The organism is Streptomyces sp. NPDC005794, assembly GCF_042871445.1.
Lineage (GTDB): Bacteria > Actinomycetota > Actinomycetes > Streptomycetales > Streptomycetaceae > Streptomyces.
In genome coordinates, this window is sequence record NZ_JBIAIN010000009.1 from 208,300 (window position 1) to 230,044 (window position 21,745).

Consider the following 21,745-nt stretch of genomic DNA (forward strand, 5'->3'; position numbering starts at 1 on the left):
TCACTTCGCCGTCACCGCCGTGCCGTCCGCGCCGGTGGCGCCGCGGGTGTACTTGGGGTGGATCAACCCGACGCAGGAGTACGGGAGTTCCCCGACCTCCTCGACCGGGACACCGCGCTGCTCGGCGAGCAGCCGTACGTGGTCGAGGTCGGCGCCCGCCCCCCGCTTGGCGAGGATCTTCCAGGGCACTCGGCGCAGCAGCACGCGGGTCGTCTCGCCGACGCCCGGCTTGACCAGGTTCACGTCGTGGATGCCGTACTCCTCGCTGATCCGCTCGACGGCGGCCCAGCCCTCCCAGGTGGGGGCGCGGTCCGCGGCGAGCAGTGCCTTGGCCTCGGTGTCCACGGCGTCGGCGACCTCGTCGAAGCGTGCGGCGACCGTGTCCAGGAACAGGCCGGAGACGTCGGAGTCCGCGAGTTCGCGGTAGAACTTCCCGCCGTGGAAGTCGTGCGGGCCCACCAGGTCGGAACGCAGGACCGTGCGGGAGATCAGCCCGGACACCGTGGAGTTGAGGCAGGCGGACGGGATGAGGAAGTCCTCACGTGTCCCGTACGTCCGCACGCAGCCGCCCGGGTCGGCCAGGACGGCGATCTCCGGGTCGAAGCCCTCGAACTCCTCCAACGCCGCCGCGAGTTCGCGGGTGATGGCGCCCTTCCCGGTCCAGCCGTCGACGAAGACGATGTCCGCCGGGTCGTGGTGGGCGGCCAGCCAGCGCAGGGCGTTGGCGTCGATGCCGCGGCCCCGGACGATGGAGACGGCGTAGTGCGGGAGGTCGAGGCCGTGCCGGTGCTGGGCCCAGCGGCGCATGAGGACGCCGACGGGGGTGCCGGCCCGGGCGAGGGAGACCAGGACGGGGCGGGGCCCCCTCTCCGCGAGGACGGTCTCGGTGACGGTGCCGACGGCACGGGCGATACGGGCCGCCGAGGTGTCCAGCGCGGTCTTGAACAGCGCCTGGTACTGCGGGCTGGGCTGGTATTCGACGGGCAGCGATTCGGCGTAGTGCGCGCCGCCGCTCTGGATCGCCTCCTCGCGCTCCTCGGTGGGGGCCTCCAGGGGGGTGTCCGAGAGGTCCTGGAGCAGCCAGCCGACGTCGTCCGCCGCGTACGAGGAGAAGGCGGGGCCCCGGAGGGGTTCGGGCAGCATGGCGGCTTCCTGCCTGTGGGAGGCCCTGTGGGAGGCCGGCGACGGGACGTACGAGGGGACGACCGCGAGCAGGACCCGGTCGGTGTGCGCGGCGAGCCGGGCCAGCAGTCCGTCGGGGGCGTGCAGTGCGGGGGTGTCGGCGGTGGAGTCGACGACGGCGACGACGGCGTCGAATCCCGCGCCCGCGACGTTGTAGGCGTACCGGTCGCCCGGCCCGTCGGCGGGGTCGTCGTGGGCGGGGAAGACGAGGCGGCTGCGTATGGCGTAGCCGGGGTCGTCGACGGCGAGCACGGGCGAGCGGGTGGTGGTGGAGTAGCGGACCTCGGCCGTGGTGGCGGCCTCCAGCGCGGTGGCGAGGCGCAGGGGCGCGTACATCAGCTCCTCGAAGCCGAGGACGAGCACCCTGCGGGCCTCGCCCAGGGCCTCGGCGACACGGCCCGCCATGGCCGGGAGGGCGGCTTCCAGGGCCGCCCGGTGGACGGGGGTGAAGCCGTGGCGTCCGCCGTCGGGTACGCCGGCCGGCCAGTCGAGGGCGACGCGGGCGGGGACGGAGCGCGGAGCCGGGGGCTCGCCCTCGGTGGTGGCCGCCTCCTGCGCGGCCACCAGGCTCCGGCCCTTCTCCAGGACGCCGTCCGGCAGGCGCACGGTGCCACGGGCCCGGGCCACCAGGTCGACGCGGGCGCCGATCTCCTCGGCGAACGCGGCGAGCCGCCCCTGGTCGGCCTCGGACCGCATGTCCACCAGGGCGACGATGACGTACCGGTCCCGGGGGTAGCGCGCGTGGAGGGCGCGGATGGTGTTGAGCACGGTGTTGCCGGTGGAGAACTCGTCGTCGACCAGGACCAGCGGCGCGCCCTCCCCGGTGGCGTTCAGCAGGTCCGGGTCCTCGGGCAGCAGCAGATGGGAGGTGGCGTGCGAGTGCGCCTCCTCGAAGCCGCCCGCCTGCGCGACGCCGGTGACGGGGCGCCGGGTCGAGTGGAGGTACGGAGCCACCCCGAGCCCGTCCGCGACGGCGTGGCCGAGGCCCGTCGCCGTCTCCGCGTAACCGAGGACGACCGCGCGGCGGGCCTCCGTCTCGCCCAGCAGGTGTCGTACCCGTTCGCCGAGCTCGTAGCCCACGCCGTGGACGACGGACGGCCGCTGCGGCACGTGCTTGCCCAGGACGTTCGACACGAGCAGGTGGGCCCGCTTCGGGTTGCGGCGCAGGGCGAGGCCTAGCAGTTCCCGGATCTCCCCGTCACCGGCGAGCTCGACCCCGAGCCGCCCGGCGACCCAGTTACCCGACCACTCCACGTCCACTGCCTCTTCTTCCCGTATGTGCTCGTGTACCGGCCCGTGCCCGCGCAGGTCCGCCTCGCCCGTGCCCGCCGCCTCGCCCCTGTCCACGCTCAACGCGCCAGGCCGGCGGCCAGGAGCTCCACGAAGCCGACGTCCTCGCGCGCCACGCCGAAGACCTCGGCCCGCTGCAGGGTCCGCTCGGCCCAGGCACGGTGCGGCTTCACTTCGTTCATCTTGTTCGTGTAGGCGGAGCGCAGCACTCCGCCACCGCCGCGCTCGGGCCGCAGGATGTCCTGCGCGTCGCTGTACTCCTCGTGGCTGACGACCGACAGCGCGTGCACGGGCAGGACGTGGGACGGATGGATGCAGGTCTTGCCGAGCAGCCCGTTGGCCCGGTCGAGCTCGATCTCGCGCAGCAGCCCGTCGAGGTCGTGCTCGATGAGCGCGGTGCGCAGTTCCTCCGCCTGCCCCATGAAGGGGCTGCGGCGCAGCTGGGGCTTGAACATCCGCTCCTGGAGGCGGAAGTACTCCCATACGGGCCCGGTGATGGTGAAGCCGGTGCCGTCCGCCCGGCCCAGCACATTGACGACGTCGCCGATGACGGCGCCGACGATCTGGACGTCGTACGCCGTCATGTCGGGGGCCCGGCGCAGACCGTAGGCGGAGCAGAAGTCGGTGACACCGAGCCGCAGCGCCAGGACGCGCTCGCGGTACTTTTCGACGGTGCGGGCGATTCCCCGGAGGGTTTCGCCCCGGGTCTCCAGATGCAGCAGCTCGGGTGATTCGAGCACGGGCATCGCGAACAGCCGGTGTCCGCTGTCCGCTTCGGCCGCAGTGAGGGCCTCCAGGAAGAGCTCGCCCCGCTCCTCCGTGAATTTCGGAAGTACGAATCCGGACAAGAATCGGACGGAGCTTCCGAGCCGCCGTACGAGGTCGGAGATCTGCCTCGGTTCACGGACCCTGATGAAGAGCAGCGGCACCTCGGCGTCCCGCACCTCGAGGTCGGCGAACTGCCGGACCAGATTGGCCTCGGCACCGACCACTTCGGAGTCGTCGATGGAATCCTCCAGGCAGAGCACCATGGAGACGACGCCCTGCCCGGTCTGCTTGATCACGTCGTCGGCCAGCCTGGGCCGGGTCGCGGGACTGTAGAGCGTGGCCCCCAAGGCCACGGACAGCATGCGGGAGGAGGAACGCGCGCCGAATTCGCACGGTTCCCTGAAGAACAGACTCTCCCGGACAGCGGGCGAGATATGCCCGAAATGACGCATGTGATTCCCCCGTACTGCCATAGAGGCCGGACAACGTATGGCCGGTAATAGTACGTTCGGGCAGGTGTCGTCGGTTCCCCGTCCCCGTGAACTTCGGGTGTCCCCGACGTATCTCACACCCGCGCGGCGCGCCTGCGTGCTCCCCGCGAACCGTGCCTGGCCTACTGTTTCGTACCCCCGCGTTGTCCGGACGCCCCCCCAGCAGGCAGGATGACCGCCATGACGCACGCGATGCTGAAGGGCTCGAACGTCCCACTCGATGCCATGGCCGTACGGGCCGTGCTGCGCTGGACCCCGGGCGCCGGTGTCCCGGATGTGGACGCCTCCGCCCTGCTGATCGACCCCACCGGCCGGGTGCGTTCCGACGAGGACTTCGTCTTCTACAACCAGCCGCGGCATCCTTCGGGCCTCGTCCGGCGCCTGCCCAAGCGCAGCGCCCCCGAGGGGCTCACGGACACGATCGAGGCGGACCTCTCCTCGCTCGACCCCTCCGTGGACCAGGTGGTCATCGCCGCGTCCTGCGACGAGGGGCCGTTCGAGCGCGTGACGGACCTGCGGATATCGCTGTACGACGCGGCATCCGCCGACGGGGAGCCGCTCGCGGTCTTCGATGTGCGCGCGGAGACCGGCGAGGAGACCGCCGTCATCTGCGGCGAGCTGTACCGGCGCGGTGACGGCTGGAAGTTCCGGGCGGTGGGACAGGGATACCCGACGGGGCTCGTCGGACTGGCCACCGCCTTCGGCATCTCCGTGGACGAGGCCGAGGCGGCCTCCGAGCCCGGCCCCCCGGCCGTGCCCAGCACCCCCGACACGTTTACGTCCGCCCCGTCCGCGCCGGAGCCCACCGCGCCCTCGCCCGACTCCCAGGCCACGGTCCAGCACCAGCAGCCCGCGTACGGCTACCCCCAGCCGTCCGTGGCGCCCCAGCCGGCCTACGGCTACCCCCAGCCGCCCACCGCGGCCCCTCAGCCCGCCTACGGCTATCCACAGCCCGCCGCGGCCCAGCCGGCGTACGGCTACCCGCAGCCTGCCGCGGCGGCGGCGCATTCCGCCGACCCGAATTTCGTGCTCCCCCCGCAGGGCCCGCAGTTCCTCCGGTCGTGAACCGGGGGCGCGGCCGCCCTCCACGGCGCGCACTCAGGCTCGTGTCTTGTAGCCGCGTCCCCACTGCATACCGAAGCCGTACATCCGGTCCAGTTCCGACTGGAAGCCGTACACGAACTTCACCTCGCGGCGCACGATCAGCTCGCCCTTGACGTTGTCCACCGTGAACACCGCGCAGGAGCGGGCCTGCGGGGCCCGTTCGTCCAGCTCGATCTCGATGCGCGGACCGTTGCCCGGATAGAGCGTCACCTTGGCGTGCGTACGGTCGAAGGCCGGGGTCTGGTCGTAGATGTACACGAAGAACAGCAGGCGCTTGATCTCGTCACGCTTGTCGAGGTTCACGTAGACGGTCTCGCCCGACGGCGCCCCGAAACGGTCGTCCCCGCTGAGCCTGACGTACGGCGCCGTGTTCAGGTCGCCGATGAAGTTGCCCAGGGGCTGCACCACGCCCTTGGTCCCGTCCGCCAGTTCGTACATGCAGCCCAGGTCCAGGTCGACGTTGACCATGCCCTGGGTGTGCGCCTGGACCACGTCCGGCTGGAAGAGCTTCAGCGGACGCAGCAGCCTGCCGCTCTGCCGCGACCTGCCGCCGATGTCCGACGTACGCATCCGCCACGACAGGTTGACGCGCAGGTTGCCCGACAGCGCGCCCTGTTTGTTCAGCGAGACCGTCGCGTTGCGTTTGGAGAGCACGATCGAGTTCGTCGCGGAGTTGCCCGACTCGAACTGCGCCGACCGCAACGGAAAAAGGCCGTCCCAGAAGGCCATCCCAACCCCCATATTTTCTTTCGGTAGTACCCCGACCCCGCACACACGGCCCACACGGCCCACACGCTCCACACGTCACTGCGGGGCGGCCACCCGGCCGGGTTCCGGGTGTTCCCGGAGAACCGCCGCGTGGGCCGCCCCGCAGAGAGAGCGTTCCTCATTCCTTACCGGGTCACACCCCGGAGGAGACTTCCGCCTTGGAATCGGAACCGCCGCCGTCGCCGTCGGCCGCTGCGAGCGCCTTGTTGCGGCGCACGGAGGACCAGAAGGACCAGCCGATCAGCACGACTCCGACGAGACCGGTGATCAACTCGTTGATCTCGTACTGGATGGTGACGAGCAGGATGATCGCCAGCGCGCCGATCGCGTAGTGCGCGCCGTGCTCCAGGTAGACGTAGTCGTCCAGCGTGCCCTGGCGGACCAGGTACACGGTGAGCGAACGGACGTACATGGCGCCGATACCGAGGCCGAGGGCCATCAGCACGATCTCGTTGGTGATGGCGAAGGCGCCGATGACGCCGTCGAACGAGAAGGACGCGTCGAGGACCTCGAGGTAGAGGAACATGAAGAACGCGGCCTTGCCGGCGAGGACCACCGCGGAGACCGGCTTCCCGGCCTTCTTGGCCTCTTCCTCGGCCTCGTGTTCGCGCTCCTCCTCCTCCTCGAGCTTGTTCTCGAAGAATCCGGAGAGACCGCCGACCACGAGGTAGGTGATCAGACCGGCGATGCCGGAGAGCATGACGGTCGACGCCTTGTCGGCGTGCCCCCCACCGTGCTGGTGGGCCTGGGTCGCGAACGTCATGGCCGAGACCAGCAGGACGATGAGCGCGACGCAGACCGACAGCATGTCGACCTTGCCGAGCTTGGCGAGCGGACGCTCCAGCCAGCCGAGCCACTTGATGTCACGGTCCTCGAAGATGAAGTCGAGGAAGATCATGAGCAGGAACATGCCACCGAAGGCGGCGATGGACGGGTGGGCGTCCGTCACCAGTTCCTTGTAGCGATCGGGGTCATTGAACGAGAGATCAATGGCCTCGATGGGTCCGAGTTGGGCGCTGACGGCCACGATCACGACGGGGAAGACCAGCCGCATACCGAAGACCGCGATGAGCACACCGATGGTGAGGAAGATCTTCTGCCAGAAGGCACTCATCTTCTTCAGGATTCCGGCGTTGATCACCGCGTTGTCGAAGGACAGCGAGATCTCCAGGATCGACAGGATCGCGACGATGCCGAATGCCTGCCACCCCCCGTAGAACAGCGCTGCGACCAGACCGAGCGCGGTAACCGCGAACGACCAGCCGAAGGTTTTCAGAACCACTGGCTACCCCATCATGTGTGTAAGGGTCTCCCCCGGTGAGTACGGGGCTCCCCCGCGCCGTGCGCGGCTTTACGAAACGTTGACCCCGAAGTCTAGAGCGATGCCTCGAAGCCCGGACGCGTACCCCTGCCCGACTGCACGGAATTTCCACTCCCCGCCATATCGGTAGAGCTCACCGAAGATCATCGCCGTCTCCGTCGAGGCGTCCTCGCTCAGGTCGTACCGTGCCAGCTCCTGACCGTCCGCCTGGTTCACCACGCGAATGAAGGCATTGCTGACCTGCCCGAAGGTCTGCCCGCGATTGTCGGCTTCATGGATCGACACCGGGAAACAGATCTTGTCGCAGTGCGCCGGCACCTGCGTGAGGTTCACGATGAGGGACTCGTCGTCGCCGTCGCCCTCACCCGTGAGGTTGTCGCCGGTGTGCTCGACGGAACCGTCGGGGCTGGTGAGGTTGTTGTAGAACACGAACCACTCGTCGCCGAGGACCCGGCCCGACTGGCACAGCAGTGCGCTGGCGTCGAGGTCGAAGGCGGCTCCCGTCGTGGATCGCGCGTCCCAGCCGAGCCCGACCAGCACCTGAGTGAGATTGGGTGCGGCCTTGGAGAGGGAGACGTTGCCTCCCTTGGCGAGCGTGACGCCCATGGTGTGTCCTCCCCGTGTCGATGGACGGTCTTGGGCCCGGCACGGGCGCCTACGGACGCGGGCGCTCTGCCGAGCGCGTCCGGCGCCGCACATGATCGGCGCCGGACGCGATGGAACCGGCGATGTCCGGAGGACCCTCCGGACCGGCTCAGACGTTGACGCCGAAGTCCTGCGCGATGCCGCGCAGACCCGAGGCATACCCCTGGCCGATGGCACGGAACTTCCACTCCGCGCCGTTGCGGTAGAGCTCGCCGAAGACCATGGCGGTCTCCGTCGAGGCGTCCTCGCTCAGGTCGTAGCGGGCGAGCTCGGTGTTGTCCGCCTGGTTGACCACGCGGATGTACGCGTTGCGCACCTGGCCGAAGCTCTGCTGACGGCTCTCGGCCTCGTAGATCGAGACCGGGAAGACGATCTTGTCGACGTCGGCCGGGACGCCGGCCAGGTTGACCTTGATGACCTCGTCGTCGCCCTCGCCCTCACCGGTGAGGTTGTCACCGGTGTGCTCGACCGAGCCGTCGGGGCTCTTGAGGTTGTTGAAGAAGACGAAATTCCCGTCGCCGCCGACCTTGCCCTCGACATTCGTCAGCAGCGCGCTGGCGTCGAGGTCGAAGTCACCGCCGGTGGTCGTACGGGCATCCCAGCCCAGACCGACGATGACCGCGGTCAGGTTCGGCGCGGCCTTGGTCAGCGAGACGTTGCCGCCCTTGCTGAGGCTGACTCCCACGAGTCCTCCAAAAGTTTTGAGAGGGCCGGCAGACACCAGCGCCCCCGTCGTGCGTTGGCATAGGATCAACGATTGGATCCTAGTGACCGGTTCCCGACCAAAACAGGCTTTTGACCGGTCCCGGCCAGGAGATCCCCGGATCCAGCGAGTCGCGAACCCGGATCTCGCAGAGCACGGACCCGGATCGGCGCGGGGCCGCCCCACGGGCGCCGCCACGGCCCCTGACCGGGACCTCCGCGATCAGATCGAGTCGAGTGCCTTGAGGTAGTCGTTCAGGTCACGCGCGTCCGGCAGGCCGTTGACGACGGCCCAGCGGACCACGCCCTCCTTGTCGATGATGAACGTGCCGCGCACCGCGCAGCCCTTGTCCTCGTCGAAGACGCCGTACGCCCGCGAGGTCTCCCCGTGCGGCCAGAAGTCCGAGAGCAGCGGGTACTCGAGGCCCTCCTGCTCGGCGAAGACGCGCAGGGTGTGGATCGAGTCGTTGGAGACGGCGAGCAGCTGGGTGTCGTCGTTCTCGAACTTCGGCAGCTCGTCGCGGAGCGCGCACAGTTCCCCGGTGCAGACGCCGGTGAAGGCGAAGGGGTAGAAGAGCAGCACCACGTTCTTGGCGCCGTGAGGGCCCTGGAAGTCGGAGAGCTTCACGGTCCGCCCGTGGTTGTCCTTCAGCTCGAAATCCGGAGCCTTCGTGCCGACCTCGATCGCCATGTAAAACGCGTCCCTTCACAAACGTCGCACTTCCCCGGCCTGAGCCGTCCGGGTGACACCCACCCTACGCAGCGTCCCCTCCGCGACCCGGGCGGGCCCGCACCGGGGCGTACGAAGGCCCCCGGCGGCGCGTGGTGCCGTCGGGGGCCTCGGGTGATGAAGGTGCTCTCAGCGCTTGGCCGGGGCCCCCTTGGGGGTGACCAGACGGCTGCCCGTCCAGTCCTTGCCCGCGCTGATGCTCTTGGTCTGGGCGAGACCAGCTGTCTGGGCAGCCTCGTTGATGTCGCTCGGCTCGACGTATCCGTCTCGGCCGGTCTTGGGCGTCAGCAGCCAGACCGCCCCACCGTCCTCGATCAGACCAATGGCATCCACCAGCGCGTCCGTAAGGTCGCCGTCCTCGTCGCGGAACCAGAGCAGGACGACGTCAGCGACGTCGTCGTAGTCCTCGTCGACGAGTTCCTGGCCGATTGTGGCCTCAATGCCCTCACGGAGCTCCTGCTCGACGTCGTCGTCGTAGCCGATCTCCTGGACCACCTGTCCGGGCTCGAACCCAAGCCTTGCGGCCGTGTTGGTCCGTTCCTCCGCGTGGTCCGCGGTCGCGCTCACGGGTTGCCTCCTGATCATGTTTCGGAAAATGCTTCAGCCACGCGCGTGCGCGGGGCGTTGGCCGTAGTCCACACGGGCTCGGCGAATCGCGCAAGTACCCGGCGTCCGAGACCGCCTAAACGGTGACGTTCCCTGCCACGTCGCCGCAACTCCCGGCATGTCTCCTGCGGGGCCGGAAACGGTGTCCGGACCCTTTACGTCCTTCCTCAGCTTATGCCGTTTCGCTCCGCCATTCGGATTCGAACGGGCTTTGGGAACGCTTGGCCGGGTTGGGCGTATGGTTGCGGTTTGGGCAGGGTCGCCCTCGCGCTGCTGGTACTCGCGCCCGGACGCGGCGTCCGGGAACCTCGTGTTACCCCACAGTAAAGATGACGTCCAGGTCCTCGCGGTACACGATGGAGACGGCGTACAGCCGCCACCCCGGGGGTACGTTCCCCGCGACCATGCCCCGAAGAGCACCACCGAACAGCGAAGGAACAGCGTGGCTTCCGGATCCGATCGCAACCCGATCATCATTGGCGGCCTTCCGAGCCAGGTCCCGGACTTCGATCCCGAAGAGACCCAGGAATGGCTCGACTCCCTCGACGCCGCCGTCGACGAGCGCGGCCGCGAGCGGGCCCGCTACCTGATGCTCCGGCTCATCGAGCGCGCGCGAGAGAAGCGCGTGGCCGTGCCCGAGATGCGCAGTACCGACTACGTCAACACGATCGCCACGAAGGACGAGCCGTTCTTCCCCGGCGACGAGGAGATCGAGCGCAAGGTCCTCAACGCGACGCGGTGGAACGCCGCGGTGATGGTCTCCCGCGCCCAGCGCCCCGGGATCGGCGTCGGCGGCCACATCGCCACCTTCGCCTCCTCGGCCTCGCTGTACGACGTGGGCTTCAACCACTTCTTCCGCGGCAAGGACGACGGCCTGGGCGGCGACCAGATCTTCTTCCAGGGGCACGCGTCCCCGGGGATCTACGCCCGCGCCTTCCTGCTCGACCGGCTGAGCGAGGCCCAGCTCGACGGCTTCCGCCAGGAGAAGTCGAAGGCCGGGCACGCGCTGTCCAGCTACCCGCACCCGCGCTCGATGCCGGACTTCTGGGAGTTCCCGACCGTCTCGATGGGCCTCGGTCCGCTCGGCGCGATCTACCAGGCGCGGATGAACCGCTACATGGAGGCGCGCGGCATCGCCGACACCTCCAAGTCACACGTCTGGGCCTACCTCGGCGACGGCGAGATGGACGAGCCGGAGTCGCTCGGCCAGCTCTCCATCGCCGCCCGCGAGGGCCTGGACAACCTCACGTTCGTGGTCAACTGCAACCTGCAGCGCCTGGACGGCCCGGTGCGCGGCAACGGCAAGATCATCCAGGAGCTGGAGTCGCAGTTCCGCGGCGCCGGCTGGAACGTCATCAAGCTGGTCTGGGACCGCACCTGGGACCCGCTGCTCGCGCAGGACCGCACCGGCATCCTGGTCAACAGACTGAACACCACGCCGGACGGCCAGTTCCAGACGTACGCCACCGAGACCGGGGCGTACATCCGTGATCACTTCTTCGGCGACGACCCGCGACTGCGCGACATGGTCAAGGACATGTCCGACGACCAGATCCTGCACCTGGGCCGCGGCGGTCACGACCACCGGAAGGTCTACGCGGCGTACGCGGCGGCCAAGGCCCACAAGGGCCAGCCGACCGTGATCCTGGCGCAGACGGTCAAGGGCTGGACCCTCGGGCCGAACTTCGAGGGCCGCAACGCGACCCACCAGATGAAGAAGCTCACGGCCGACGACCTGAAGCGCTTCCGTGACCGGCTGCACATCCCGGTCGCGGACAAGCAGCTGGAGGACGGCAACCCGCCGTACTACCACCCGGGCCGCGACTCGGAAGAGATCCAGTACATGCACGACCGCCGCCAGGGCCTGGGCGGTTACGTCCCGACCCGCGTCGTGCGGGCGAAGCCGCTGCCCCTGCCGGACGACAAGGTGTACGCGACCGCGAAGAAGGGTTCGGGTCAGCAGTCGATCGCCACGACCATGGCATTCGTCCGCGTCCTGAAGGACCTCATGCGGGACAAGGAGATCGGCAAGCGTTTCGTGCTGATCGCACCCGATGAGTACCGCACCTTCGGCATGGACGCGTTCTTCCCGAGTGCGAAGATCTATAACCCGCTCGGCCAGCAGTACGAGTCGGTGGACCGCGAGCTCCTCCTTGCGTACAAGGAGTCGCCGACGGGCCAGATGCTGCACGACGGCATCTCCGAGGCCGGCTGCACGGCCTCTCTGATCGCCGCGGGTTCGGCGTACGCCACGCACGGCGAGCCGCTGATCCCGGTGTACGTCTTCTACTCGATGTTCGGTTTTCAGCGCACCGGTGACCAGTTCTGGCAGATGGCCGACCAGCTGTCGCGCGGTTTCGTCCTGGGCGCGACCGCCGGCCGTACGACTCTGACCGGTGAGGGTCTCCAGCACGCGGACGGCCACTCGCAGCTGCTCGCGTCGACGAACCCGGCCTGCGTCTCCTACGACCCGGCGTTCGGGTACGAGATCGCGCACATCGTCAAGGATGGTCTGCGCCGGATGTACGGCGGGACACCGGACGAGAACGAGGACGTCTTCTACTACCTCACCGTCTACAACGAGCCGATCCAGCACCCGGCCGAGCCCGCCGATGTGGATGTCGAGGGCATCCTCAAGGGCGTGCACCGCTACCGCACCGGCGAGAAGGGCCAGATCCCGGCCCAGATCATGGCGTCCGGTGTGGCGGTCCCGTGGGCGGTCGAGGCCCAGCGGATCCTCGCCGACGAGTGGAACGTGAAGGCGGACGTCTGGTCGGCGACCTCCTGGAACGAGCTGCGCCGTGAGGCCGTGGAGGTGGAGCGTCACAACCTGCTCCACCCGGAGGAGGAGCAGCGCGTCCCCTACGTGACGCAGAAGCTCTCCGGCTCCGAGGGCCCGTTCGTGGCGGTCTCGGACTGGATGCGTTCCGTGCCCGACCAGATCGCGCGCTGGGTGCCCGGCGCGTACCAGTCACTGGGTGCGGACGGCTTCGGCTTCGCCGACACCCGGGGTGCGGCGCGCCGCTTCTTCCACATCGACGCACAGTCGATCGTGCTGGCGGTGCTGACCGAGCTGGCGAAGGAAGGCAAGGTCGACCGTTCGGCACTGAAGACGGCGCTCGACCGCTACGAGCTGCTGGACGTGGCCGCCGCCGGCCCCGGCCCGGCCGGCGGTGACGCGTAAGGAACACGGGTTCCTCGAGGAGGGCGGCGGAGCTTCACGGCTCCGCCGCCCTTCGGTGTTCGCCGGCCCGCTCAGCTCTCCCAGATCTTGAAGGCCCTCACCGCGTACGGCGACCGGGGCACCCAGGTGCCGCCGCCCGGGTACGTCTCGAATTCGCCGGTCTCGGCGCACTCGGCCGACTGGTAGGTGGTGACGGGCCGCCCGGTGCGGTTGACGAGCGCCTGGGCGTGGCGGCCGGCCGGCAGCGGGACGCAGCTCTCGATGTCGACGGTGGACAGTTCGTGGACCTGCCTGCCCCCGGTGAAGTCGGCCTTCGCCCAGAAGCAGAGCTGCCCCGCTCCACACGGGGCGAGCCCGGCCGGTGCGGCGTGCGGGGCGCTGCGGGAGCGCTCCTGCCCGGCGGGCCCGTGGTGGGCGGCCGGTGCGGCGCCCGAGGACGGAGCGGTGGCCGGGACGAGTGCGGTGGCCGCCAGGGTGGCGGCAAGGACGGTCGTACGCATGGTGCGCATGGTGGTTCAACCCCCGTGGTCGAGTGAGCCGGTCGGCTCGCCATGTACGCACTCTGACCTGCGGAAGTACGAACCCGGAAGGGGCCGGACGGCGGACCACCCTGATAGGCGACAGCCCCGCCTGAACCGTCCGGCGGGGCTGTCGGATGCGCCGTGTTGACGCCCGGGCCCCAGGCGCTGCCCGAGGCGGGCCAGATGTCGCGGAGGGATCAGATGTGGCCGGCGCCCGCCCCTGCCTCGGCGTTCGCGCCGCGCTTGGTGAGCGTGGCGAACAGGGCCGCCACCACCGCGACGATCCCGGCGACCATGAAGGCCGCGCTCATACCCGACACGAACGTGTCATGGGCGACGCCCGGTGGACGTGCGCTTCATCGCGGAGCTGCGTCAACGTCCCACCGGGGAGGCCCCTTTCGAGGCATTGCGCCGGGCCGCTCTGCACGCCTGGAGCACCGCCGCGGTAGCCGAAGCCGACGAGGTCACGGTCGAACTCCAGGTGCGTGCCTACCGGGTGGTCGAATCCACCCCCGCACTGCACGCCGCCCACATGCGGCGCCACATCGGCCTGGAGCAGCAGACCGCCCTGCTGATCGCGGAGCGTGAAGGGCTCGACCTGGAGGCGGATCCCCGCCCCCGGGTGGCCGTCGCCGCCTTCTCCGGGGTGATGCGGCTGACCGGACAGCAGTGGGGCCGCCGGAAGGACGCGGGAGTGGGCGCGCTCCGGGAGCTGACCGAAATCCACCTGGACCAGCTCGGACCTGCACTGTCCGAGAACTGTCGTGTCGCGTAGGCACGTCCTTACGCGGACCGCACAGGTGTGCCGCATCCCTCGCCGCTCCCACATGGCCGAACTCACAATGCCCCGGCCGCTCAGGCCATTTCGGGCAGTCGGCGGTGTCCCGGCGCGCCGGAGCGTGCATCCGTCGCACACACAGCGTAAGAGACGGACGGCCAATTCCTCGCGGTCGAGTGATCCGCGTCACCCCTGCAACGACGTCACGTGCGCGTCTCCTAGGGTGGGGCGCAGTGACTTCCTTCGACTCCTCCCCCACTCTCACCGCATGGCGCGCGCTGCTCGCCATCGCGGTCGTGTTCGTGATGCTGGCGACCACCGGATGGACCGCCGTACGTCATCAGCACTCCGCCGGGCCGCGCGAGACCGCCCTCGCTTCCTGGGCGAAGGACCGGATAGCCGGTCACGCGCTCCCGGACGTGAGCGCCCCGGCGGACCGGCTGACGCACTTCTTCGCGACGCTCACGTCGGGCCAGCAGGTCGCCCTGGCCGACAAGTACCCGCTGGTGGTGGGGAATCTGAACGGCGTGCCGGTCTCCCTGCGCTACCGGGCCAACCGGCACGCCCTGGCGCAGGCGGAATCCGCCGAGGAACAGCGGACGCGGGACGTACGGCTCTCCCCGGACGGGCACCGGCAGGCCGTACTCCGGCTCGAACGCTTCCGTTCCCTGCTCGCCGGTGACCGGCAGATCCTCACCTTCGACCCGTCGGGCCGTGGCCGGGCGGCCGAGGTCTTCGGCGACCTGGAGCGGGCCGAGCGGGTCTCGGTGGTCGTGCCCGGGGTCGACACGAATCTTCTGACGCTGGAGCGCAGAGGCATCAAGAAGAACGCGGCGCCCGTCGGCATGGCGCAGTCGCTGTACGGCGCCGAGCGCTCGGCGCGCCCTGGTTCCCGTACCGCGGTCATCGCGTGGGCGGACTACACGGCGCCCGCGGGCATCGGCATGGACGCCGCGCTGGGCGGACTCGCGGCGGAGGGGGCGGTGCGGCTGAACGCCCTCGTGAAGGCCCTGCCCGGTACGTCGGACGTCTCGCTGTTCTGCCACAGCTACGGCTCCGTGCTGTGCGGCCTGGCCGCGCACGACCTGCCGGCCAGGGTGTCCGACATCGCGGTCGCGGGCAGTCCCGGGATGCGGGTGGACAGCGCCGCGGCCCTGCACACCGGGGCGAGGGTGTGGGCGATGCGGGACGGTGACGACTGGATCGAGGATGTGCCGAACATGGCGGTCGGCGGGCTCGGACACGGCGCCGATCCGGTCGACCCGGCCTTCGGCGCCCGGATCGTGTCGGCAGACGGCGCGGTCGGGCACAGCGGCTATTTCGAGCCGGGCACGGAGAGCCTCAGTAACTTCGCCGCGATCGGCGTGGGTGCCTATGACTCGGTCAGTTGCGCAACCACCGATGGTGCGTGTCACGGGGATATCTCCGGTGACGCAGAGGCCTGACGCGCGTAGAGGGACGTCTGACGCGCGTAGAGAACGGCGAACGGCCTGTCTGCCTGGTCGCGATTCTGCCTGTACCGAAGGGGGACGTGCGGGCCTGTGCCACATACGATGAGGCACATGGGTGATGTGCTGGCCGGAATTCATGCCACCTGGGAGTTCGACACCGACTCCGTGCTCATCCGCTTCGAACGGGGAATCCGCACGCCGAGGCTCTTCCAGAGTCTGCGTGAACGCCGCATACCGTACGCGGCGTTGTCTTCGGTGACGCTGACCCCGGGCAAGCGGGGCACGGTGGTCCTGCACGCGGTGCCGAGACCAGGTGCCGATCCACTGCTGGAGGCTGCGGCCGGGCAGCTCAAGGAGGGCATCGACCCCTACCGTCTGGTGCTGCCGGCCGAACGCGAGACGCTCGCCGAGTACTACGCCGACGAGTTGCGCGCCGTGCTCGGCCCCGAGGCCTCCGTGCCCGCCGAGCGCTTCCTGGTCACGGCCCCCGAGGCGCCGATGCACTTCAAGGCGTACGACGGCCGGGCCGGCTTCGACGGGTCCCTGGTCTCCTTCCGCTGGTTCTGGACGGGGGCGTCGAGCGCCAAGTGGAAAGCGGGCGACCAGACGTTTCCCGTGGCGGAGCTGGGCGGGATCGAGTGGCGTTCGCCCGAGGCCCTGGAGGGGTATCTCCGGCTGGTGCCGCGCGGCGCGGCGGCGGATTCCGAGGCCGGCTGCCCGGACCCGGTGCCCGGCGCGGGGCAGCCGGCCGTGGGGCGTGTCCAGCCGGACCAGGATCCTGCCGCTGTCGTGTTCGGCCTGGGCTACGGGCCGGTGCACGAGTCGCTGCCCTTCGCCGCGGCGGTCCTCGAGTCCGTCCGCCGGACCCAGTCGGTGCCGGTCACGACCGCACCGGTCCTGGTCGGCGGCGCGCGGCGCGACCCCGCGGACATCGCCGAGCGGATGCGGCACCTCGGGGACCTGCACCAGGCGGGTCTGGTGACGGACTCGGAGTACAGCGCGAAGAAGGCGGAGCTCCTCGCCGAGCTGTAGGGCGGGCGGTGAGGGTGCCCGGCGACGGGCTGCGGGCCCGCTACCCCGGTACGGGGCCGAGGCCTCGTGGTCCACCCCCCGGTATGACGCCGCCCGGCACCCCGCGCGCCTACTCTGACCCGATCATGCCTCCCTCTCCCGCCGGGCCCTCGCCCGCCGACGGTCTGCTGAGCGCCGCCCGCCGCAATCTGCGCGAGCTCGCCCACGGGCTGTCCCACGCGTCCCATCCGCCGACCCCGCTGTTCGCCGACTCCCCGAGACGCTGGCTGCGGCCGCTGCCGTACGCGGTGGTGCTCGCCCTCGCCGCCGTCTTCATCCCCGTCACGATCCAGGTGCTGACCGACGACTACGGGGTGAACGGCGTGGTCGCCGGGGCGCTGGCCGTCGGACAGGCCGTGCCCCTGCTGCTGCTGGCACACCGGCCGCTGCAGGCCTGGTGGATCGTCTTCGCCGCCGACGTCGTGGGCGCCCTGGTGCTGCTGGCGCGGCCCGAGCAGCAGGGCACCATCTGGCCCTGGCCCCCTCCGGTCATCGTCGGCTACCTCTTCGTGCTGCTGGCCCTGGGACTGCGCGAGAGCCGGCACACCGTGATCGGCGTCTGGCTGGCGACGGGTGCGGCCGGGCTGCTGCTGCACCTCGTCGCGCCCGTGCGCAGCGACGGCGGCGCGCTCCTGCTGTTCGTCCTCGGCGCGGTGGTGCTGGTGATCGGGGCTTCGGTACGGGAGCGGAGCGAGGCCCAGAGCCGGCTCGTCGAGCAATGGACCATCAGTGAGGCCGAGCGGGCACAGCGGACGCTGCTGGAGGAGCGCACCCGGATCGCCCGCGAGCTCCACGACGTGGTCGCGCACCACATGTCGGTGATCACCGTGCAGGCCGACTCGGCTCCGTACCGGGTCAGCGGGCTCTCCGAGGAGGCACGGGCCGAGTTCGCGTCGATCGCTGCCTCCGCCCGGGAGTCGCTGGCCGAGATGCGACGGCTGCTGTCGGTGCTGCGCAGCGACGGCAGCCGGGGCGAGCTGGCCCCGCAGCCGGGCCTCGACCGGCTGCAGCAGTTGGTGGAGGCGACGGTGCGGGCGGGGCTCCCGGCCGAGTTGTCGCTGGCGGCGGACGTACAGGAGGCGGTGGAGCGGGGTGGTGTACCGCAGGCGGTGGAGCTGTCGGCGTACCGCATCGTGCAGGAGGCGCTCGCCAATGTGGTGCGGCACGCACCGGGGGCGCGGGCCCGGGTGTCGGTCACGGCGCGCGACGGCCATCTGACGGTGCTGGTCGTCAACGGCAGCGCGCAGAAGCCGGGTTCACCGCTGGAGACGTCGGGCACGGGACACGGGCTGGTCGGCATGCGGGAACGCGTACGGTTGACCGGCGGCACACTCGACACCGGCCCCCTGCCCGACGGGGGCTTCCGGGTGGCCGCGCGGCTCCCGCTGCCGCCGCCCCAGCCGCCCTCGGCATCCGTGACTCCGGAGGAACCGTGACCATCCGCGTGATCATCGTCGACGACCAGGCCATGGTGCGGGCCGGGTTCGCCGCGCTGCTGGCCGCGCAGAGCGACATCGACGTGGTGGGCGAGGCCCCGGACGGACGTAAGGGCGTCGAGGTCAGCAGGACGGTGCATCCCGATGTCGTCCTGATGGACGTCCGGATGCCGGAGATGGACGGACTGGCCGCCGCCCGCGAGCTGTTGAGCCCGCCCGTGGGGGTGATCCACCGGCCGAAGGTGCTGATGCTCACCACGTTCGACGTCGACGACTACGTCTACGAGGCGCTGCGCGCCGGTGCGTCCGGGTTCCTGCTGAAGGACGCCCCGCCGGCGGACCTGATCTCGGCGGTACGGGTCGTGGCGGCGGGGGACGCGCTGCTCGCGCCGTCCGTGACCCGGCGGCTCATCGCCGACTTCGCGCGTCAGCGTCCGGCAGCACCGTCGGGCGGGCCGGCGCTGCGGCTGAACGGTCTGACACCGCGCGAGACGGAGGTCCTTGAGCTGATCGCCCGGGGCCTGTCGAACCAGGAGATCGCGGCGCGGCTGGTGCTGGCCGAGCAGACGGTGAAGACCCACATCGGCAAGGTGCTGGCCAAGCTCGGCCTCCGGGACCGGGCGCAGGCCGTGATCTTCGCCTACGAGTCGGGGCTGGTGGCTCCGGGCGAGGCGTAGCGTCCCGGTGTCCCCCGGTGCGGCGTAGGGCTGTCCCCCCGTACGCCCCCTACTCCGGTAGCACCGGACGGTTGGCTCCGTGGGGTGATGCCCTGTCACCCGTCGTCTTCCTACCTTCCTCCCCTGCACACCGAACGGTGTGCGCGAGCGGGACGGGGAGGGCACGATGCGCCGATTCACGAGGACACTGGCCGCGGTCGCACTGGCGGCCACCATGGTGGCGGGCACAGCCGGGTGGGCGTCCGGGAACACCCAGCGGGCGGTGACGGGGCCGCCGCCCGGCAGCGCCTCATGGAGTGCCGACGGGGTGCTGGGGCGGGAGCTGCCCGACCCGGCCCGCGCGACGCCGGAACAGGTCCAGCGGTTCTTCCGGGGACTGGGGGCGGCGGAGCAGCAGGTGCTGCTGGAGCGGCATCCGTCGGTGGTCGGCAATCTGGACGGCGCGCCGCTGGAGCTCCGCTACCGCGCCAACGCCCGTGCGCTGCGGGCCTCACACGATCCCCGGTGGGCCCGTCTCGCCGCATCCGGACGGCAGATCCTCGCGTTCGACCCGCGTGGGCGCGGCCAGGCCGCCGAGGTGTTCGGGGACCTGCGCTCCGCGCGTCATGTGTCCGTCGTCGTGCCCGGCTCGGACATCGACGCCGGGACCTTCGACCGGCGTGACCATGTGTACGGCACCCCGGCGGGCATGGCGAAGTCGCTGCACGCCGAGACGGGTCCGGGCCACGCGGTGATCGCCTGGGCCGGTTACACCACCCCGGTCGGTGTCGGCCTGGACGCGGCGACCGGCACGCTGGCCGGGGCGGGGGCGGAGCGGCTGACCCGGTTCACGGCGGGACTGGCGGCCGACGGGCTGCCCGCGCCGGTGGTGTTCTGCCACAGCTACGGCTCGGTGGTGTGCGGACTCGCGGCCTCCGGGCTCGGTGCCACGGATCTGGTCGTGCTCGGCTCCCCCGGGATGCGCGCCGACGACGTGGACGGGCTGCGCACCACCGCCCGGGTCTGGGCGGCCAAGGACGACACCGACTGGATCGACGGCGTACCGCATGTCGAGGTGGCGGGTCTCGGACACGGCGCCGACCCGGCCGACGAGGACTTCGGGGCCCGCCGGGTGCCCGCCGAGGACGCGAAGGGCCACACCGGCTACTTCGTCCCCGGCACGGACTCGCTCCGCGCCTTCGCCGCCATCGCCGAGGGGGCCTCCCGATGAGCGTGCGTCAGCTGGTCTCCCGGATCGACGAACGGACGCCCGCCCACCGCGACCGCGCGGTCGACGGACTGCGCGCCCTCGCCCTGCTGGCCGTGCCGGCCGGTCACTGGCTGCTCGGCGGATTCACCCTGGACGGCGACGGCGCCCTGCACAACGCCAGCCCCCTCTCCACGTTCGCCGTGTTCTCGCCGGTGAGCTGGGTGCTCCAGATGCTGGGCGTCTTCTTCCTGGTCGGCGGCTACGCCTCCGTCCTCTCCTACCACCGCAGGCCGTCCACCACCGGCGCCTGGCTGCGCGCCCGGATGGTCAGGCTGGGCAGGCCGGTGCTCGGCGTGACCGCCGTGTGGGCGCTGATGATCCCGGTCCTGTACGCGGCCGGGGTGCCCGAGGCCACTTTGCGTACGGGCGCGAAGCTGGTGATCCAGCCGCTCTGGTTCGTCGGGGTGTACGCCGTCGTCACGGCGCTCACGCCGTACTGCGTACGTCTGGCCCGGCGACTCGGCGGCTGGGCGGCGGCCCCGCTGATCGGCTCGGTCGCCGTGGTCGACTTCCTGCGCTACGGGCCGTACGCGGACGCCGTGCCGTCCTGGCTGAGCCTGCTGAACATCCTGCCCGGCTGGCTCTTCGCCTACCAGCTCGGTGTCTCCTGGGGGGAGGGCCGCATCGGCCGGCGCGGCGCCCGGATCCTGCTCGTCGGGGGTACGGCGCTGTTCGCCGTGCTGCTGCTCGTCTTCCACTACCCGGCGTCGATGGTCGGCGTACCGGGCGAGGCGCGGACCAACTCGCATCCGCCGTCGCTGTTGGTCCTCGCGCTGGCCGCGGCGCAGAGCGGTGCGGCGGTTTTGCTGCACGGCCGGATCGGCCGGGCGCTGCGGCGCCCCGTTCTGTGGGCCCCCGTGGTGGTGATCAACCTGTCGGCGATGACGATCCTGTGCTGGCACCAGACGGCGATGCTGGCCGCGGCCGTCCCCGCGTCGTTCGCCGGTGTGGTGCCCGGGCTCACGACGGACCCGGACTCGATCGGCTGGATCCTGGCCCGACTTGCCTGGATGCCGTTGTTCGCCGCCCTGCTCGTCCTCATCTCCCGGTACGCCCGCCGGTTCGAGGCACCCTGGGACACCACGGGCGGCCGCGCCGGGAACGCCCGCCGGGCGGCGGCCGGACTACTCGCGGCGGCCTTCGCGGTCTTCGCGCTCCGGCTGGCCTGAGGCCTCCGGGCACCGCGTGCACTCCGTGCCGGCCCACGGTGTGAGCACCCCCGGCGTCACTCCCCGGCGTCACTCCCCGGCTTCGCTCAACGCTCGCTCGAACTGCCGCACAGGAATCCACCCATGCCATGGGACAGTTGCACGAGTAGTGACAAGTGGGGCGGGCGTTCGTTCCTGAAGCATGAGTACATCTGATGCTCCGACGACAACGGGCACCGGCTACGCATCTTTTATTTCGAATCATGCACCGAGAAGAGCGAGAGGTGTGCCCGGCCCCAGGACTGCGGAGCCCCGAACCGAGTTGCAACCGCATACGACTTCCCGGACAGCCGTCCAGGAGAGAACAGAAACACCGATGTTCGGGAAATTGTTCAGTCTCTGGGCTGCTCGCGGTCGCACGCTCCCCGGCATCCCGGATCCGGAGTGGCACCGGCTTGTCTCCTACCGGCACCACCAGGAGGAAACAGAGCGGACGTTGCGGATACTCCACCTTCAAAAATGCACGCCGATCGGATGATGTGGCAGCCGAACTCCATTATAGTTCGCGAACAAAAAGCACGAACGGCCGAGGACATGATGCGAGACGATTGTCGTCAGGTATG

Annotated in this window: 17 protein-coding genes and 1 pseudogene; 9 read left to right on the forward strand and 9 right to left on the reverse strand. The window is 70.3% G+C overall.

Annotation, left to right across the window (positions count from 1 at the left end):
• Together ACFYQ5_RS17040 and ACFYQ5_RS17045 are read right to left on the reverse strand one after the other, a co-directional pair.
• Complete coding sequence (locus tag ACFYQ5_RS17040; protein ID WP_389198287.1) at nucleotides 1-2,442, reverse strand: phosphoribosyltransferase; 2,442 nt, start codon at nucleotides 2,440-2,442, stop codon at nucleotides 1-3.
• Nucleotides 2,443-2,531: 89 nt separating this feature from the next.
• On the reverse strand, nucleotides 2,532-3,692 hold the full coding sequence (locus ACFYQ5_RS17045; protein WP_389198125.1) for an HpcH/HpaI aldolase/citrate lyase family protein: 1,161 nt from the start codon (nucleotides 3,690-3,692) through the stop codon (nucleotides 2,532-2,534).
• Between the two features lie 210 nt (nucleotides 3,693-3,902).
• Between ACFYQ5_RS17045 and ACFYQ5_RS17050 the strand changes: the two genes are divergently transcribed.
• Nucleotides 3,903-4,796 (forward strand): TerD family protein, encoded by an 894-nt coding sequence (locus ACFYQ5_RS17050; protein ID WP_389198127.1) that lies wholly within the window; start codon nucleotides 3,903-3,905, stop codon nucleotides 4,794-4,796.
• 33 nt (nucleotides 4,797-4,829) lie between these two features.
• On the opposite strand, the gene ACFYQ5_RS17055 is transcribed toward ACFYQ5_RS17050, so the two are convergent.
• From ACFYQ5_RS17055 to ACFYQ5_RS17080, 6 genes are all read right to left on the reverse strand, one after another.
• On the reverse strand, nucleotides 4,830-5,564 hold the full coding sequence (locus ACFYQ5_RS17055; protein ID WP_389198129.1) for a Tellurium resistance: 735 nt from the start codon (nucleotides 5,562-5,564) through the stop codon (nucleotides 4,830-4,832).
• Between the two features lie 172 nt (nucleotides 5,565-5,736).
• Nucleotides 5,737-6,885 (reverse strand): DUF475 domain-containing protein, encoded by a 1,149-nt coding sequence (locus tag ACFYQ5_RS17060; protein WP_389198131.1) that lies wholly within the window; start codon nucleotides 6,883-6,885, stop codon nucleotides 5,737-5,739.
• Nucleotides 6,886-6,954: 69 nt separating this feature from the next.
• The gene (locus ACFYQ5_RS17065) at nucleotides 6,955-7,530 is read right to left on the reverse strand and encodes a TerD family protein (protein WP_389198133.1); all 576 of its coding nucleotides are present in this window, start codon (nucleotides 7,528-7,530) and stop codon (nucleotides 6,955-6,957) included.
• A gap of 148 nt (nucleotides 7,531-7,678) precedes the next feature.
• Nucleotides 7,679-8,254 (reverse strand): TerD family protein, encoded by a 576-nt coding sequence (locus ACFYQ5_RS17070; protein WP_389198135.1) that lies wholly within the window; start codon nucleotides 8,252-8,254, stop codon nucleotides 7,679-7,681.
• 240 nt (nucleotides 8,255-8,494) lie between these two features.
• Nucleotides 8,495-8,962, reverse strand: coding sequence for a peroxiredoxin (locus ACFYQ5_RS17075; protein ID WP_389198137.1), 468 nt, complete (start codon nucleotides 8,960-8,962; stop codon nucleotides 8,495-8,497).
• Nucleotides 8,963-9,130: 168 nt separating this feature from the next.
• On the reverse strand, nucleotides 9,131-9,568 hold the full coding sequence (locus ACFYQ5_RS17080; protein ID WP_031092598.1) for a DUF3052 domain-containing protein: 438 nt from the start codon (nucleotides 9,566-9,568) through the stop codon (nucleotides 9,131-9,133).
• A gap of 481 nt (nucleotides 9,569-10,049) precedes the next feature.
• Here ACFYQ5_RS17080 and aceE point away from each other — a divergent pair, with 481 nt between their 5' ends.
• The gene (gene aceE, locus ACFYQ5_RS17085; protein WP_389198139.1) at nucleotides 10,050-12,791 is read left to right on the forward strand and encodes a pyruvate dehydrogenase (acetyl-transferring), homodimeric type; all 2,742 of its coding nucleotides are present in this window, start codon (nucleotides 10,050-10,052) and stop codon (nucleotides 12,789-12,791) included.
• Between the two features lie 71 nt (nucleotides 12,792-12,862).
• Here the strand turns inward: aceE and ACFYQ5_RS17090 are convergent, their stop codons facing one another.
• Nucleotides 12,863-13,291 (reverse strand): peptidase inhibitor family I36 protein, encoded by a 429-nt coding sequence (locus tag ACFYQ5_RS17090; protein ID WP_389198141.1) that lies wholly within the window; start codon nucleotides 13,289-13,291, stop codon nucleotides 12,863-12,865.
• A gap of 364 nt (nucleotides 13,292-13,655) precedes the next feature.
• On the opposite strand from ACFYQ5_RS17090, the pseudogene ACFYQ5_RS17095 reads away from it, so the two are divergent.
• The 7 genes and pseudogenes from ACFYQ5_RS17095 to ACFYQ5_RS17125 all read left to right on the forward strand — a co-directional run.
• Nucleotides 13,656-14,087, forward strand: a pseudogene (locus ACFYQ5_RS17095) (TetR family transcriptional regulator); the annotation flags it as partial.
• A gap of 236 nt (nucleotides 14,088-14,323) precedes the next feature.
• Nucleotides 14,324-15,535, forward strand: coding sequence for an alpha/beta hydrolase (locus tag ACFYQ5_RS17100; RefSeq protein WP_389198143.1), 1,212 nt, complete (start codon nucleotides 14,324-14,326; stop codon nucleotides 15,533-15,535).
• A 117-nt stretch (nucleotides 15,536-15,652) separates the two neighbouring features.
• Nucleotides 15,653-16,573, forward strand: a complete 921-nt coding sequence (locus tag ACFYQ5_RS17105; RefSeq protein ID WP_389198145.1) for a DUF4429 domain-containing protein — start codon at nucleotides 15,653-15,655, stop codon at nucleotides 16,571-16,573.
• 125 nt (nucleotides 16,574-16,698) lie between these two features.
• On the forward strand, nucleotides 16,699-18,048 hold the full coding sequence (locus ACFYQ5_RS17110) for a sensor histidine kinase (RefSeq protein WP_389198147.1): 1,350 nt from the start codon (nucleotides 16,699-16,701) through the stop codon (nucleotides 18,046-18,048).
• The gene (locus ACFYQ5_RS17115; protein ID WP_389198149.1) at nucleotides 18,045-18,725 is read left to right on the forward strand and encodes a response regulator; all 681 of its coding nucleotides are present in this window, start codon (nucleotides 18,045-18,047) and stop codon (nucleotides 18,723-18,725) included. Before ACFYQ5_RS17110 ends, ACFYQ5_RS17115 begins: the two co-directional genes overlap by 4 nt.
• Nucleotides 18,726-18,891: 166 nt before the next feature.
• Nucleotides 18,892-19,935, forward strand: a complete 1,044-nt coding sequence (locus ACFYQ5_RS17120; protein WP_389198151.1) for an alpha/beta hydrolase — start codon at nucleotides 18,892-18,894, stop codon at nucleotides 19,933-19,935.
• Nucleotides 19,932-21,143, forward strand: coding sequence for an acyltransferase (locus ACFYQ5_RS17125; protein WP_389198153.1), 1,212 nt, complete (start codon nucleotides 19,932-19,934; stop codon nucleotides 21,141-21,143). The genes ACFYQ5_RS17120 and ACFYQ5_RS17125 overlap by 4 nt, the downstream gene beginning before the upstream one ends.
• Nucleotides 21,144-21,745 lie beyond the last annotated feature (602 nt).

What these genes read in the sequence shown, in the direction of transcription:
- ACFYQ5_RS17045 (WP_389198125.1), bottom strand. Translation starts at nt 3,692, where the DNA reads ATGCGTCATTTCGGGCATATCTCGCCCGCTGTCCGGGAGAGTCTGTTC.
- ACFYQ5_RS17050 (WP_389198127.1), top strand. Translation starts at nt 3,903, where the DNA reads ATGACCGCCATGACGCACGCGATGCTGAAGGGCTCGAACGTCCCACTC.
- ACFYQ5_RS17055 (WP_389198129.1), bottom strand. Translation starts at nt 5,564, where the DNA reads ATGGCCTTCTGGGACGGCCTTTTTCCGTTGCGGTCGGCGCAGTTCGAG.
- ACFYQ5_RS17065 (WP_389198133.1), bottom strand. Translation starts at nt 7,530, where the DNA reads ATGGGCGTCACGCTCGCCAAGGGAGGCAACGTCTCCCTCTCCAAGGCC.
- ACFYQ5_RS17075 (WP_389198137.1), bottom strand. Translation starts at nt 8,962, where the DNA reads ATGGCGATCGAGGTCGGCACGAAGGCTCCGGATTTCGAGCTGAAGGAC.
- ACFYQ5_RS17090 (WP_389198141.1), bottom strand. Translation starts at nt 13,291, where the DNA reads ATGCGTACGACCGTCCTTGCCGCCACCCTGGCGGCCACCGCACTCGTC.
- ACFYQ5_RS17105 (WP_389198145.1), top strand. Translation starts at nt 15,653, where the DNA reads ATGGGTGATGTGCTGGCCGGAATTCATGCCACCTGGGAGTTCGACACC.
- ACFYQ5_RS17110 (WP_389198147.1), top strand. Translation starts at nt 16,699, where the DNA reads ATGCCTCCCTCTCCCGCCGGGCCCTCGCCCGCCGACGGTCTGCTGAGC.
- ACFYQ5_RS17120 (WP_389198151.1), top strand. Translation starts at nt 18,892, where the DNA reads ATGCGCCGATTCACGAGGACACTGGCCGCGGTCGCACTGGCGGCCACC.
- ACFYQ5_RS17125 (WP_389198153.1), top strand. Translation starts at nt 19,932, where the DNA reads ATGAGCGTGCGTCAGCTGGTCTCCCGGATCGACGAACGGACGCCCGCC.